We start from the raw sequence: 15249 nt of genomic DNA, 5'->3' as shown, positions 1-15249 counted from the left end.
CAGTTCACCCGTAGACCCCCACGCTCTCGGCCGGCGGCCCGGCGGCGGCCAGCCTGGCCGCCGTGGCCCGGTCGGCGGCGCTGATCGGAGGGAGCTCGGCGCAGACCGTGCCGATCACGTGCCGGTACGGCGAGTCGCGCTCGGTCAGGGCGGTCAGCAGCAGCTCCAGCCCTGCCCTGTGCTCCGCCAGCAGCGCGGCGCCGGAGGGGTCGCACGCGGCGAACTCCAGCATGACGGGCAGGAAGTCGGGCAGCTCGTCGTCCATCAGCTCCCAGCCCGCCGCGCGGTAGCGCTGCTTCAGCGCGGCCAGCGACTCGCCGCGGCGGCGGGTGTCGCCGTCGGTGTAGTAGGTCAGGTAGAGGCAGCAGCGCCGTTGCAGGTCGAACGTGTCGACGTAGTGCGCGGCCAGCTCGCCGGGGCCCAGGTCGCCGACGTGGTCGAGGAACGGGGTGAAGTGCGGCTCGGCGGCCTCTTTGATCATCGGGAGGCGGCGCCAGAAACGTTCGTCGGGGTAGGCGAGCAGGTGCGCGGCGGCCTGCCAGATCACCGGGCGCGTCATGGGTGCCTCCGTTTCGGTGGGAAGAGCCCGGCAGGGGTGCCGCGGCCGTCCCAGTTGAGGAGGTTCACCCGGTCGCGGGTGACCTCGCTGCTCGTCTGCCGCTCCTTGAGGCCGTGGAAGGTCTCGATCGAGACGGGCACGGGCCGCCCGGACGCCTCGCCGAACGGCTGCTGCATGCCGGGCCCGCCGTCGTAGTCGAGGCTGCAGCCGCCCTCCTCGACGACGCCCGGCACGTTGCCGTACGCGGTCGGGATCACGTAGCGGTCCTCGTACTTGGCGATCGCGAGCAGCCGGTACATGGCCTCCAGGTCGGCATCCTCGGGCGGCCGTTCGCCCAGGTTGACCGCCCGCATGTACGACCGCATCTCCGCCAGCCGGCGCAGCGCGTACGTCACGGGCGCCGGGTCGCCCGCCGTGAACAGCTCGGCCAGGTAGTCGATCGGGATGCGCAGCGCGTCGATGGCGGCGAACAGGTTCGCCGCGTCCTCGCCGTCGTGGCCGGTGCTCGACAGGGCGTCCACGACGGGGGAGAGCGGCGGGACGTACCAGACCATGGGCAGCGTGCGGTACTCCGGGTGCAGGGGCAGCGCGATGCGGTACCTCTTGATCAGGTCGTAGACGGGCGACCTGCGGGCCGCCTCCAGCCAGTCGGACGGCAGCCCGGCGGCCTCGGCGTCCGCGCTGTGCGGGTCGATGAACAGGTCGAGCTGCGCCTCGTACAGGTCGCGCTCGTCCGTTACCGAGGCCGCCTCCGTGACGCGGTCGGCGTCGTACAGCAGCACGCCCAGGTAGCGCAGCCGCCCCACGCACGTCTCCGAGCAGACCGTCGGCAGGCCCACCTCCACCCGCGGGTAGCAGAACGTGCACTTCTCGGCCTTGCCGGTCTTGTGGTTGAAGTACACCTTCTTGTACGGGCACCCGGTCACGCACATCCGCCAGCCCCTGCACCGGTCCTGGTCGACCAGCACGATGCCGTCCTCGGCCCGCTTGTACAGGGCGCCCGACGGGCAGGAGGCCACGCACGACGGGTTCAGGCAGTGCTCGCAGATGCGCGGCAGGTAGAACATGTACGCCTGCTCGAACGACAGCGTGACCTGCTCCGACAGCTTCTGCAGCACCGGGTCGGGGCTGGGGTCGCCGCCGAGGTTGTCGTCCCAGTTCGCGCTCCAGCCGATCTTCACCGGCTCGCCGGAGATCAGGGACCTGGGCGGCGCGACGGGCACGTCGTCGGTGAGCGGGGCGTTGGTGAGGTTCTCGTAGTCGTAGGTCCAGGGCTCGTAGTAGTCCTGGATGGAGGGCATGAGCGGGTTGGCGAAGATGGTCGCCAGCTTGCGCAGGCGGCCTCCGGCGCGCGGCTTCAAGCCGTGGCGGGTGAGCTTCCAGCCGCCGCGCCAGCGCTCCTGGTCCTCGTAGCGCCTGGGGTAGCCCTGGCCGGGGCGGGTCTCGACGTTGTTGAACCAGACGTACTCGACCCCCGGCCTGTTCGTCCAGGTCTGCTTGCAGGTGACCGAGCAGGTGTGGCAGCCGATGCACTTGTCGAGGTTCATCACCATGGCGATCTGGGCCATCGGCCTCATCAGTACCGCACCTCCTGAGACCTGCGCCGGATGGCGGTGATCTCGTCGCGTTGGTTGCCGGTGGGGCCCAGGTAGTTGAAGGCGTAGGAGAGCTGGGCGTGGCCGCCGATCAGGTGGGTGGGCTTGATCAGCACCCTGGTCAGGGCGTTGTGGATGCCGCCGCGCCGGCCCGTGGCCTCCGACTTCGGCACGTCGATCAGGCGGTCCTGGGCGTGGTGCATGTAGACGGTGCCCTTCGGCATGCGGTGCGAGACGATCGCCCTGGCCACGACCACGCCGTTGCGGTTGACCGCCTCGATCCAGTCGTTGTCGGCGATGCCGAGGCCGGCGGCGTCCTCGGTGGAGATCCAGATGGTGGGGCCGCCTCTGGACAGCGAGAGCATCAGCAGGTTGTCCTGGTACTCCGAGTGGATCGACCACTTGCTGTGCGGGGTGAGGTAGCGCAGGGTGCCGCTCTCGCCGTACAGGGCGGCCAGGTCGAGCGGGGGCCGGTAGATCGGCAGGGCCTCGCCGTACTCGTGCATCCAGTCGTGGTCGAGGAAGAAGTGCATGCGGCCGGTCAGTGTGTGCCAGGGCTTGCCCTGCTCGACGTTGATCGTGAAGGGGGAGTAGCGGCGGTCGTGCGCCTCCTTGCCCGACCACTCGGGGCTGGCGGCGACGTGCACGGGCCTGGCCTGGGTGTCGCCGAAGACGATGCGGTGGTCCTCGTGGATCAGGCCGTCGAAGCTCTCGCCCGTCCGCTGGGCGAGCTGCCGGAAGCCCTGCGCGGCCAGCCGGCCGTTGCTGACGCCCGACAGGGCCAGGATCGTCTCGCACGCCTTGGCCGCGGTGTCCAGCTCCGGCCTGCCCTTCGCCACGCCGCGCGGCACCAGGCCGCAGCGCTGGCCCAGCCAGGCCACCTCCTGGTCGGGCAGGAACGTCACGCCCTTGACCGGGATGCCGAGCTGCTCCGTGAGCGGGCCCAGCGCGGCGAGCTGCTCGGCCGTGGCGCCGTAGTCGCGCTCCACCACCTTCAGGCCGAAGCCCGAGCGCCCGGCCAGTTCGGTGGGCGTGTCGTGCTGGTGCGCCACCGCCACGACGTCCCTGCGCACGCCCAGGTGGTCCCTGGCCAGGTCGCTGAACGAGCGGGCGATGGCGTGGAAGGTGGTGAAGTCGGTCCTGGTCTCCCAGGGCGGGTTGATGGCCGGGTTGAAGGCGTGCACGAACGGGTGCATGTCGGTGGAGGAGAGGTCGTACTTCTCGTACCAGGTGGCGGCGGGGAGCACGACGTCGGAGAAGACCGTGGAGCTGGTCATTCTGAAGTCCAGGGTGACCAGGAGGTCCAGCTTGCCCTTCGGGGCGCGCGGATCGGGATTGTCCAGGTTGGAGCGGGCGCCGAGCAGGTGGTGCAGGAAGTACTCGTTGCCCTTGCTGGAGGAGCCGAGCAGGTTCGAGCGCCACAGGGTGAGCACGCGCGGCCAGTTGCGCGGGTCGTCGGGGTCCTCCGCGGCGAGCCTCAGCGTGCCCGCTTCCAGCTCTGCCCTGGTGGCGGCGATGGGGTCGGCGGCGTCGCCGAGGTCGAGCGGGTTGCGGTCGAAGGCGGGGGCCATCGGCATCCAGCCGTTGCGCACCGACTCCACCACCAGGTCGGCGGTGTGCTTGCCGCGGAAGCCGCCCCTGGCCAGCGGGCTGGTCAGCTCACTGGCGTCGAAGTGGTCGTAGCGCCACTGGTCGGTGTGCAGGTACCAGAACGTGGTGCCGGGGACCTGCCGGGGCGGCCTGGCCCAGTCGAGCGCGCCCGCCATGAGCTGCCAGCCCGCCAGGGGGCGGCACTTCTCCTGGCCGACGTAGTGCGCCCAGCCGCCGCCGTTGCGGCCCTGGCAGCCGGTCAGCAGGAGGAGCGACAGGAACGCGCGGTAGATCGTGTCGCCGTGGAACCACTGGGTGGTGCCCGCGCCCAGGATGATCATGCAGCGGCCCTCGGTGGCCTCGGCCGTCCTGGCGAACTCCCTGGCGATCTTGATCGCTCTGGCCGCAGGGACGCCCGTGATGGGCTCCTGCCAGGCCGGGGTGTAGGGCTGCGCCGGGTCGGCGTAGTCGCTGCCCACCCCGTACTGGGCCAGCAGGAGGTCGAAGACGGTGGTCACCGTCAGGCCCGCCACCCGCGCGGTGGGGACGCTCCTGCGCGTCGAGTGCCCGCCGTCGAAGCGGGGGAACAGCACCTCCGCCTCCTCGCCGCCGCGCAGGGTCAGCCTCGGGGACGTGTCCAGGCGCAGGTTCCACCGGCCCATGCCGGAGTCCGTCCAGCGGAAACCGGCCGAGCCGTTCGGCACCACCGGCTCGCCGGACTCCGACATGAGCACGGTCTGCCACTCGGCCGCCTCCTCCCGCGAGCCGAGGTCGCGCGCCGTGAGGAACCTGCCCGGCACGCACGCGCCGTCGCGCTCCTCCAGCGTGACGAGGAACGGCAGGTCGGTGAAGCGCTTGACGTAGTCCGTGAAGTACGGCGTCTCACGATCGACGAAGAACTCCCTGAGCAGCACGTGCCCCATCGCCATGGCCAGCGCCCCGTCCGTGCCCGGCCGCACCGAGAGGAACTCGTCGGCGAACTTGGCCGCGTCGCTGTAGTCGGGGGAGACCACCACCACCTTCTGGCCCCGGTAGCGGGCCTCGGCCATCCAGTGGGCGTCCGGGGTGCGGGTGACCGGCACGTTGGAGCCCCACATCACCAGGTACGCGGCGTCCCACCAGTCCGCCGACTCCGGCACGTCGGTCTGGTCGCCGAACACCTGGGGGGAGGCCACCGGGAGGTCGGCGTACCAGTCGTAGAAGGAGAGCATGGTGCCGCCGATCAGCGACACGAAGCGCGCGCCGGTGGCGTGGGAGACCATCGACATGGCCGGGATGGGGGAGAATCCGGCGACCCGGTCGGGGCCGTACGCCTTGATGGTGTGGACGTGGGCGGCGGCGATCAGCTCGGTGGCCAGCTCCCAGGAGACGCGGACGAGCCCGCCGTGCCCCCGCGCCGACTGGTACCTCTCCCGCTTCTCCGGATCTGTCGTGATCTCCGCCCAGGCGGCGACCGGGTCGCCCAGCCGCTTGCGCGCCTCCGCGTACATCTCGACCAGCACCGCCCTGGCGTACGGGAAGCGGACCCGGGTCGGCGAGTAGGTGTACCAGGAGAAGGCGGCGCCGCGCGGGCAGCCGCGCGGCTCGTACTCCGGGCGGTCGGGGCCGACGCTCGGATAGTCGGTCTCCTGCGTCTCCCAGGTGATGATGCCGTCCTTGACGTACACCTTCCACGAGCACGAGCCCGTGCAGTTCACGCCGTGCGTGGACCTGACCACCTTGTCGTGGCTCCACCGGTCGCGGTAGAAGGCGTCCCCCTCCGTGCCGCCCTTCAGGAAGAGGGTGTGCAGGTCGCCGCTGGTGGTTGACCGGCGTAGGAAGCGGCCGGTCTTCAGCAGGAAATCCTCGGCGGTCATACCCCCACTTCATCACAGAAGGTGACCCTCTGTTACACAGGGTGTATGTCTGAGCTTCGTAAAGGTTCCGAGCTGCGCAGGGGTCAGGTGCGGAACCTGGCTCTGGCCACGGTGGCCTTCGCGGTGACGTTCTGGGCGTGGAACCTCATCGGGCCGCTGTCCGGCAGCTACAACAGGATGCTGAACCTGTCGCCGACGCAGACCTCGCTGCTGGTGGCCATCCCGGTGCTGGTCGGCTCGCTGGGACGGATCCCCATGGGGATGCTGGCCGACCGGCTCGGCGGGCGCCGCATGTTCGCGATCATCTGCTTCGTGTCCATCGTGCCCGTGCTCTTCGTGGGCTGGTCCGACTCCTACGGCTGGCTGCTGTTCTGGGGGTTCCTGCTGGGCATCCCCGGTACGTCGTTCGCCATCGGCATCCCGTTCGTGAACGCCTGGTACGAGCCCGACCGCCGCGGCTTCGCGACCGGCGTGTTCGGCGCGGGGATGGGCGGCACCGCGCTGTCGGCGTTCTTCACCCCGCGCCTGGTCGAGGAGTTCGGGCGGCCGGGCGCGCACCTACTGATGGCGGCGGTGCTGGCGCTGATGGGCATCGTCATGCTGGGCGGCAGCCGCGACTCGCCCCGCTGGACGCCCGCCACCGGCTCCGCGCTGCCCCGCATGCGGGAGGCGCTGAAGATCAAGGCGACCTGGCAGTGCGCGTTCCTCTACGCGGTCGCCTTCGGCGGGTTCGTGGCGTTCTCCACCTACCTGCCCACGCTGCTGCAGAACGTCTACCACTTCGCGCAGACCGAGGCCGGGCTGCGCACCGCCGGGTTCTCCATCGCCGCCGTGCTGTCCCGGCCGCTCGGCGGCACGGTCGCCGACCGGATCGGGCCCGTCAAGGTGCTGGCCATCTCGTTCGCCGGGACCGTGCTGATGGCGCTCGTGCTGGCGCTCAACCCGCCCGTCGAGGTGCCCGCCGGGCTCAGCTTCGTGCTCATCGCGTTCTTCCTCGGGCTGGGCACCGGCGGGGTGTTCGCGCTCGTGGCGAAGCTGGTGGACGCGTCCAGGGTGGGCACCGTCACCGGGCTGGTCGGCGCGGCGGGCGGGCTCGGCGGCTACTTCCCGCCGCTGGTGATGGGGGCCGTCTACACCGCCACCGGCGCCTACACCATCGGCTACGTCCTGCTGGCCGTCACGGCGGCGGTCGCGCTGGTGTACACCTGGCGGGCCTTCCCGAGGTGACGAAAATGGTTTGCCGGGCCGGGTGCCGCCTTGTCAATGTTGTCAGGCTATGCGCTCCCTTCCTGAGGCCGATCCCGGCATGCCCGACATCCGCAGCCCGCTCCGCTACCTGTGGTGGAACGCGCGGCGCCAGGCGGTTCCCCTGCTCGCGGGCATCGGCTACGCCAGCCTCTGGTGGCTGGTGCAGGCGCTCATGCCGGCCGTGCTCGGAAGGGGCATCGAGGCCGTCACCGCCAAGGACACCGGCTCGCTGCTGACCTGGTCGGCGATCCTGTTCGGGCTCGGGCTGGTGCAGGCGTTCACCGGCATCATGCGGCACCGGATGGCCGTCTTCAACTGGCTGGCCGCCGCGTACCGCACCGTGCAGCTCACCTCCCGGCAGGCCGCCAGGCTCGGCGCCACGCTGCCCAAACGGCTGTCCACCGGCGAGGTCGTCAGCGTCGGCAACTCCGACATCGCGCACATCGGCAGCTCCATGGACATCCTGCTGCGCGGCGTCGGGTCGATCCTGGCCATCGTCACCGTCACCGTGATCCTCTTCTCCACCTCGCTGCCGCTCGGCCTGCTCGTGCTGTTCGGCGTGCCGCTGATGGCCGTCGCCGTCGGGCCGCTGCTGCGACCCCTGCACAGGCGGCAGCAGGCGCAGCGGGAGCTGGCCGGCGAGCTGTCCACCCGCGCCGCCGACATCGTCGCCGGGCTGCGCGTGCTGCGCGGCATCGGCGGGGAGCAGGTGTTCGCCGCGCGCTACCGCGCCGAGTCGCAGCGCGTGCGCCACGCCGGGGTGCGCGTCTCCGGCGTCGAATCGGTGCTCGAAGGCGCCCAGATCGTGCTGCCCGGCCTGCTCATCGCCATCGTCACCGGCGTCGGCGCCTCCTTCGCCGTCGCCGGCGACATCCCCACCGGCCAGCTCGTCGCCTTCTACCTGTACGCGGTGTTCCTCATCGGCCCCATGCGCACCCTCACCGAGGCCGCCGACAAGCTCACCAAGGGGCACGTGGCCGCCGGCCGGGTGATCAGGATCCTGTCCATCGAGCCCGAAGTCACCGGCGGCACCGGCACCGGCGAGGGCGGCGTGCTGCGCGACTCCTACAGCGGTGTCACGCTCCAGCCAGGCGCCCTCACCGCCGTAGCCGCCGACGCCCCCGACGACGCCATCGCCATCGCCGACCGCCTCGGCCGCTACGTCGAGGGCGACGTCACCTTCGGCGCCGTGGAGCTGCGCACCCTGCCGCTGGAGCAGGTCCGGTCGCGCATCCTGGTCGCCGACAACGGCGCCCGCCTGTTCAACGGACGGCTGCGCGACGAGCTCGACGTGCGCGGCACCGCCACCGACACGCGGATCCGCGAGGCCCTGGACGCCGCCTGCGCCACCGACGTCGTCGAGGCCCTGCCCGACGGGCTCGACGCGCACGTGGCCGAGGCGGGGCGCGAGTTCTCCGGCGGGCAGCAGCAGCGGCTGCGGCTCGCCAGGGCGCTGGTGACCGACCCCGAGGTGCTGATCCTCGTCGAGCCCACCAGCGCCGTCGACGCCCACAGCGAGGCCCGCATCGCCGAACGCCTGGCCAAGGCGCGCTCCGGGCGTACCACCATGGTCTGCACCACCAGCCCGCTCGTGCTCGACCGGGCCGAGCACGTGATCTACGTCGAGAACGGCCGCGTCCTGGCCGAGGGGACACACCGGCAACTGCTCGACGGATCCCCCGAATACGCCGCGACCGTGACCCGAGGGGAAGACTGATGGCCCGGGAGATCCTGCCGATCGCCGACCGCAAACAGGTGCGGGCCTACGCCAGGCGGCTCACCCTGAAGTACCCGCGCTCGCTCGCGCTCGCCCTCGTCCTGCACGGCCTGGCCGCCGTCGCCGGGCTGGCCGTCCCGTGGCAGCTCGGCGACCTGGTGGAGAAGGTCCAGTACGGCCACGAGGTGAACGTCGCCGTCGTGGCCGCCGCCATCGGCGCCTTCCTGCTGCTGCAGGGCGTCCTCATCCGGTACGCGGTGCTGGCCTCCGCCAGGCTCGGCGAGAAGGTGCTGGCCGAGCTGCGCGAGGAGTTCGTCGACCGGGTGCTCGCCCTGCCGCTGTCCACCGTCGAGCGGGCCGGCTCCGGCGACCTCATCACCCGCACCTCCCGCGACGTGGACGCCCTGTCACGCACCGTACGGCACGCCGTGCCGGAGACGCTCATCGCGATGGTCACCTTCGTGATCACCATCGGTGCGCTGCTGCTGGTCAGCCCGCTGCTCATGCTGCCGATGCTGGCCGCGGGGCCGGTGCTGTGGATCGCCACCCGGTGGTACCTGGGCCGCGCCCGCGACGGCTACCTGCGCGAGAACGCCGCCTACGCCGACGTCACGGAAGGGCTCGCCGAGACCGTCGAAGGCGCCAGGGCCGTGGAGGCGCTCGGCCTGCGTGAGCGGCGCAGGGCGCGCACCGACGGCGACATCGCCCGCTCCTACGCCGCAGAACGGTACACCCTCGGCCTGCGCACCACCTGGTACCCGGCCGTCGAGCTGGGCTACGTCATCCCCGTGGTGGCCGCCCTGCTCGTCGGCGGCCTCTTCTACACCAACTCCTGGGTCACGCTCGAACAGGTCGTCACCGCCGCCCTCTACGCCCAGCAGCTCATCGACCCGCTCGACCGGTTCCTCATGTGGGTGGACGAGCTCCAGGTCGGCGCGGCGTCGATGGCGCGGCTGCTCGGCGTCGCCAACGTCCCCGACGACCGGGCGGCCGGCGCGGCCCGGCCCTCCGGCGAACTGCTGGAGGCCTCCCACGTCCGCTACGCCTACCGGGAGGGGCGCGACGTGCTGCACGACGTGTCCCTGACCGTCCAGCCCGGTGAGCGGCTCGCCATGGTGGGGCCGTCCGGCGCCGGGAAGTCCACGCTGGGGCGGCTGCTGGCCGGCATCCACGGGCCGCGCACCGGCTCCGTCACCGTCGGCGGCGTGCCGCTGGTCGACCTGCCGCTCGACGGCCTGCGCGGGCACGTCGCGCTCGTCACCCAGGAACACCACGTGTTCAAGGGCACGCTGCGCGACAACCTGCTGATCGCCCGGCCCGACGCCACCGACGCCGCCGTGCTCTCGTCCCTGGAGGCCGTGGACGCCCTCGACTGGGTGCGGGGGCTGCCGGCCGGGCTCGACACCGAGGTGGGGTCCGGCGGGGTCGCGGTGCCGGCCGCGCAGGCGCAGCAGCTCGCGCTCGCGCGGCTGGTCCTCGCCGACCCGCACACCCTCGTCCTGGACGAGGCCACCTCCCTCATCGACCCGCGTGCCGCCCGGCACCTGGAGCGGTCGCTGGCCGCTGTGCTGGAAGGGCGGACGGTGATCGCCATCGCGCACCGGCTGTACACGGCGCACGATGCCGATCGGGTGGCCGTGGTGGAGGATGGGCGGATCAGTGAGCTGGGGTCGCATGAGGAGCTGGTGGCCCAGGGGGGATCGTACGCGGCGTTGTGGAGCAGTTGGCACGGCAGCCCGAGCAGGACCTCGGCGCCGTCCTGAGCTTCCGCTACTCGTCCTCAGGTGTGGCGCGGGCGAGCTCGGCGAGGGTGGTCAGGGCGCGCGCGAGAACGTCCGGCGGGGGAGAGGCCAGCCCGAGCCGGACGGCGTTCGGCGCGCTGCCCCGCCCCACGGCGAAGGCGGCGGCGGGCGTGACGGCGATGCCGTACCGGGCGGCGGCGGCCACGAACGTCTCGGCCCGCCACGGCGGCGGCAGCTCCCACCAGCAGTAGTAGGAACGCGGATCACTGCGCACGCCGAACCCGGCAAGACACCCGGCGGCGATCTCCTGGCGCATGGCCGCGTCCCGCTGCTTGGCGCGGGCCACCGACCGCGCGGTGTCGTCCGTCAGCCACCGGGTCGCCGCCTCCAGCGCGAACCGCATCGGCGTCCACCCGCCCGACCGCACCGCCGCCGCCATGCCCGCCACGGCCTGACCTGGCACTACGGCGAAGCCGAGTGACAGGCCGGGCGCGAGCCGCTTGGACAGGCTGTCCACCACAATGGTGCGCCCGGGCGCGAACGCGGCCAGCGGCGGCAGGTCGTCGCGCAGGAACGACCAGATGGAGTCCTCGATCGCGGGCACGTCCAGGCGTTCGAGCAGGCCCGCCAGCTCGGCCCTGCGCTCCACGGGCATGCTGACCGACAGCGGGTTGTGCATCGTCGGCTGCACGTAGATCGCCTTCAGCGGCGCCTTCCGCGCGGCGGCCGCCACAGCCGCCGGGTCCAGCCCGGCCTCATCGACCCGCAGCGGCACGAGCGTGACCCCGACCCGCGCCGCCAGCCCCTTGAGCACGGGATACGTGAGCTCCTCCACCCCGAGCCGCCCGCCCGAGGGCAGCAGCGCGGCCAGGGCAGCCGCGATCGCCTGGCGCCCGTTCCCCGCGAACAGCACCCGCTCGGGATCCGGCCGCCACTCCCCGCGCCCCAGCAGGCCGGCGGCGACGCGCCGCGCCGCCGGGGTGCCCGCCGCGCCGACCGGTCTCATGGACGACTCCAGGACATCCGCGCGCAGCAACGGCCCGATGCCGTCGGCGAGCAGCCTGGCCTGCTCGGGCACGACGGGATAGTTGAGCTCCAGGTCGATCCGGCTGCCCGTCGGCTCGACGAGCGCCGGGCCCGGCCGGGGCGGGGCGGCCCGTACGAACGTGCCCCGGCCCACCTCTCCGACGGTCAGCCCGCGACCGGCCAGCTCCCTGTAGACGCGGGCGGCCGTGGAGCCGGCGATGCCGTGCCGCCGCGCGAAGCTCCGCTGCGGCGGCAGCCGGTCTCCTGGCCGCAGCCGCCCTGCTGCGATGTCGGCGGCGATGGAGTCCGCGATGCGCCGGTAGTCCTCCATGCGGCAGCATCCAAGCACAACATTGCTCCGAGTGCAATCGCACCTATTGCACCGAGATCGGGAGCGTCGCTAGCTTCGCTGTCATGGTCGAACAAAGTGCGGTGCTCGGCGTCGTGCTCGTAGCACTCGGCATGGTGCTGTCCCCGGGGCCGAACATGCTGTACCTCGTGTCCCGCAGCACCAGCCAGGGCCGGCGGGCCGGGATCATCTCCCTGGCCGGAGTCGCCGCCGGCTTCCTCGTCTACCTGGTGGGGGCGAACCTCGGGCTGGCGGTCCTGTTCTCGGCGTTTCCCGGGCTCCTCACCGCCATCCGCATCGCCGGCGCCCTGTACCTGCTGTGGCTGGCCTGGAAGACGCTCAAGCCCGGCGGCGCCTCCGTCTTCGCCGCCGGTGAGATGCCGCCCGACTCGCCGCGCAGGCTCTTCACCATGGGGCTGATGACCAACCTGCTCAACCCGAAGATCGCCCTTCTGTACGTCTCGATCATCCCTCAGTTCGTCGACCTGGAGCGGGGAGACGTGCTGCTTCAGGGGTTCGTTCTCGGCTGCGTGCAGGTGACGGTCGCGCTCCTGGTGAACCTGTCGATCGTGGTGGCGGCGGGTGGCATCGCGGGCTTCCTGGCCGCCCGCCCCGCCTGGCTGCGCTTTCAGCGGATGGCCATGGGCTCCTTGCTCGCCGTGCTCGCCGTCGGCCTCGCGCTCTCCTGAGTGCGCTCAGCTTCTCCTTCGCACTTCTCCGAGTGCGCTCAGCCGAGGGTGGCGAGCGTGGCCAGCTCGCCGCGGGAGGCCACACCCAGCTTGGGATAGGCCTTGTACAGGTGGTAGCCGACCGTGCGGGGGCTCAGGAAGAGCTGGGCGGCGATGTCCTTGTTGGACAGCCCCCGCGCGGCGAGCTGGACGATCTGCCGTTCCTGCGACGTCAGACCGGTCGGTCTGCCGGGTGCCGGCGCGGTGGCCGGACCGCCCGCGGCCAGCAGCTCGGTTCTGGCCCGGCCGGCCCAGGGGGCGGCGCCCAGGCGTTCGAACGTCTCCAGCGCCTCACGCAGGTGACCGGCCGCGACGCCGCGGCGGCGGGTCCTGCGCAGCCACTCCCCGTACAGCAGCCGGGTCCGCGCGTGCTCGAAGGCCGGGCCGCCGGCTTCCAGAGCCGCCAGGTAGTGCGCCTCGGCATCGTCCCCGGCGAGCAGGGCCAGGCAGCGCTCGATGAGGTGACGCTGGTCGAGGCGCAGGTACCTGGCCAGGGCGGGCCTGGCCCTGTCGGGCTCACCGCTGCGTACGGCGGCCTCCACCAGGTCGGGCACGCACCGGATGGCCGAGACGTGGTACCAGCCCGGGCCCTTCGTGAGGGTTTCCAACCGGCCGAGCGCCGTCTCCGCCCTGCCCTGGCCCAGGTCCAGCATGGCCCTGGCCCAGTCGGCCCACATGGCGCCCTGCATGGGGACGGCCGGGCTCCGCGCCACCTCCGCGGTGAGCCGGCCGTGCGCGTCCTCGTCCCCTTCGACGGCGGCCAGGTAAGCGAGCAAGCCCCTGTTCAGCGCGGCCCACTGGTGCTGGCCGGTGTTCTCGGCCAGGCGCAGGGCGGTGGTCGCGGCGGTGCCCGCCTCGTGGTGGCGGCCGCTGTGGAACAGCTCGGCCTGCGCCTGGAAGTACAGCACCATGGGCAGGACGCCGATGCTGCCCTCGGCGTGGCAGCGGGCGATCAGGCGGGTGGACAGGTGCAGGGTCGCGGCGTCCTGGCCGGCGATGAGCGGCGCGCCGCAGACCATGGCCGCCAGGCCCGGCGGGTAAGCGTCCAGCGCCTGCCCGGCCTCTGTCACGGCCTGGTCCAGTGCGTGCCCGGCCTCCGCCACGGCCTGGTCCAGCGCCTGCCCGGCCTCTGCCACGGCCTGGTCCAGTGCGTGCCCGGCCTCTGCCACGGCCTGGTCCAGTGCGTGCCCGGCCTCTGCCACGGCCTGGTCCAGCGGCATCAGGCCGGTCGGCTCGCCGGTGGCGGTTCCCAAGCGAGCCTGGCCGGTCGCGTCGCCGCCGAACAGCCGGGTCAAGGCGGCCGTCTCCAGGCGGGCCAGGGCGGCGGCGGGCTCGTCCAGCCGGGCCTCCGACAGGGCCCGCACCAGGCAGGCGACCACCTCGGACAGCTCGGCCTCACCGGCGTACCAGGCGGTCTGGCAGGCGCGGACCAGCAGCGCCGGGTTCAGCCGGGCGGCTTCGGTCATCAGGCGGTGCGCCTCGCCGTACTGTCCGCGTCCGAAGTGGGTGGTGGCCTGGGTGTGGATGATGCGCGAACGCAGCGCGGGGTCGGTGGTCAGCGCGCCGGCCTCGTCCGCGAGCGACTGCCCCCAGTCGAGCCTGCCCGCCTCGGTGGCGGACTCGGCCGCCAGGGTGAGGCGACGGGCGCGGGTCTCGTCCTCGCCGTGGGTGAGTGCGGCGGCGCGCCGGTACGCGGTGGCCGCCGCGGCGTACCCGTGACGGCGCGCGGCCCGCTGCGCGGTGCGTTCGAGCTCCGCCGCCACGTCCTCGTCGGGGCCGACGGTCGCCGCGGCCAGGTGCCAGGCCCGCCGGTCGGCGTGGTGGTCTCTGGTCAGCGCCCGGGCCAGGGCGCCGTGCACGGCCAGGCGCGCGCTGATCGGGGCTCGCTGGTAGACGGCCTCGCGGATCAGCGGGTGACGGAAGCGTACGTGCTGCCCGGCGGTGGTCACCAGGCCCTCGGTCTCGGCGGGGCGCAGGTCGGCGGCGCTCACGCCGAGCAGCGCGGCGGCGGCGAGCACCTCGTCCAGGCCTTCCCCGGCGGCGGCCACCAGCAGCAGCGTCTGGGTCGCCTCCGGCAGGTGGTCCACCTGGCTGTGGAAGGCGGCCTGCAACCGGCTGCCCAGCGGGAGCGCGCCGGAGCCGTGGGGATCCTGGCGCAGGGCGGCGGGCAGCTCGATGAGGGCGAGCGGGTTGCCCTGCGCCTCGGCGAGCACCCGGTAGCGCTGGCCGGGGGTCAGGCTGCTGCCCTTCAGCAGGGCCGCCGCGGCCGACGACGCCAGGCCGGTCAGCGTGATCTCGGGCAGCCCGTGCGTGTCGTCGTCCCGGGTGGCCATGATCAGGGCCAGGCCTTCGGCGTCCAGCCGCCGGGCGGCGAAGGCCAGCGCGGTGCGGGAGCCGGGATCGAGCCACTGCACGTCGTCGATGAGGCACAGGACGGGGCCGTCCTCGGCCAGCTCGGCCAGCAGCGACAGCGTGGCCAGGCCGACGAGCAGCGCGTCGGCGCCCTGCGTCTCCGTCAGGCCGAGCGCCGCCTCCAGCGCGCGCCGCTGCGGCGGCGGCAGCTTGTCCGCCCGGTCCAGTGCGGGGCGCAGCAGCAGGTGCAGCCCCGCGTACGCCAGCTCGCTCTCGGACGGGACGCCGACGCGCCGGATGACCTGGATGCCATCGGCGCGTTCGGCGGCGTAGTCGAGCAGCGCGGTCTTACCGATTCCCGGCTCGCCCTTGACTATCAGAGCGCCGCTGCGCCCTGATCGCACGGCGGCGAGGAGCTCGTCGATGACCGATGTCTCGGCTTCTCTCCCGTACAGCATGCGTTCCTTCTACCGGTAGAAGTACCTAT

Annotated in this window: 9 protein-coding genes; 4 read left to right on the top strand and 5 right to left on the bottom strand. The window is 72.6% G+C overall.

From position 1 onward, the window contains the following. Nucleotides 1-4: 4 nt before the first annotated feature. From narJ to FXF51_RS42545, 3 genes are read right to left on the bottom strand one after another with little or no spacing between them, the layout of a single operon-like run. Entirely contained in the window at nt 5-559 is a 555-nt protein-coding gene (narJ, locus tag FXF51_RS42555) for a nitrate reductase molybdenum cofactor assembly chaperone (RefSeq protein WP_148440457.1), read from the bottom strand. After that, complete coding sequence (gene narH, locus FXF51_RS42550; protein ID WP_148440456.1) at nt 556-2136, bottom strand: nitrate reductase subunit beta; 1581 nt, start codon at nt 2134-2136, stop codon at nt 556-558. The genes narJ and narH overlap by 4 nt, the downstream gene beginning before the upstream one ends. Further along, a complete protein-coding gene (locus FXF51_RS42545) occupies nt 2136-5600 on the bottom strand; it encodes a nitrate reductase subunit alpha (RefSeq protein ID WP_148440455.1) in 3465 nt (1154 codons plus the stop codon). The genes narH and FXF51_RS42545 overlap by 1 nt, the downstream gene beginning before the upstream one ends. A 45-nt stretch (nt 5601-5645) precedes the next feature. Between FXF51_RS42545 and FXF51_RS42540 the strand changes: the two genes are divergently transcribed. The 3 genes from FXF51_RS42540 to FXF51_RS42530 are packed head-to-tail and all read left to right on the top strand — an operon-like array spanning nt 5646 to nt 10328. Then, a complete protein-coding gene (locus FXF51_RS42540) occupies nt 5646-6827 on the top strand; it encodes an MFS transporter (protein WP_148440454.1) in 1182 nt (393 codons plus the stop codon). A gap of 49 nt (nt 6828-6876) precedes the next feature. After that, nucleotides 6877-8565, top strand: coding sequence for an ABC transporter ATP-binding protein (locus FXF51_RS42535; protein WP_148440453.1), 1689 nt, complete (start codon nt 6877-6879; stop codon nt 8563-8565). Then, nucleotides 8565-10328 carry an ABC transporter ATP-binding protein gene (locus tag FXF51_RS42530; protein ID WP_148440452.1) on the top strand — a complete coding sequence of 588 codons (1764 nt, stop codon included), beginning with the start codon at nt 8565-8567 and terminating at the stop codon, nt 10326-10328. The genes FXF51_RS42535 and FXF51_RS42530 overlap by 1 nt, the downstream gene beginning before the upstream one ends. Before the next feature lie 7 nt (nt 10329-10335). On the opposite strand, the gene FXF51_RS42525 is transcribed toward FXF51_RS42530, so the two are convergent. Then, nucleotides 10336-11664 (bottom strand): PLP-dependent aminotransferase family protein, encoded by a 1329-nt coding sequence (locus tag FXF51_RS42525; RefSeq protein ID WP_148440451.1) that lies wholly within the window; start codon nt 11662-11664, stop codon nt 10336-10338. Between the two features lie 83 nt (nt 11665-11747). Between FXF51_RS42525 and FXF51_RS42520 the strand changes: the two genes are divergently transcribed. Then, entirely contained in the window at nt 11748-12371 is a 624-nt protein-coding gene (locus tag FXF51_RS42520) for a LysE family translocator (RefSeq protein ID WP_148440450.1), read from the top strand. Between the two features lie 38 nt (nt 12372-12409). Here FXF51_RS42520 and FXF51_RS42515 read toward each other — a convergent pair whose 3' ends face one another. Then, on the bottom strand, nt 12410-15220 hold the full coding sequence (locus FXF51_RS42515; RefSeq protein WP_148440449.1) for a helix-turn-helix transcriptional regulator: 2811 nt from the start codon (nt 15218-15220) through the stop codon (nt 12410-12412). Nucleotides 15221-15249 lie beyond the last annotated feature (29 nt).

The sequence above is a fragment of the Nonomuraea sp. PA05 genome (genome assembly GCF_008086045.1).
Lineage (GTDB): Bacteria > Actinomycetota > Actinomycetes > Streptosporangiales > Streptosporangiaceae > Nonomuraea > Nonomuraea monospora.
This window is presented reverse-complemented; position numbering and strand designations above follow the sequence as displayed.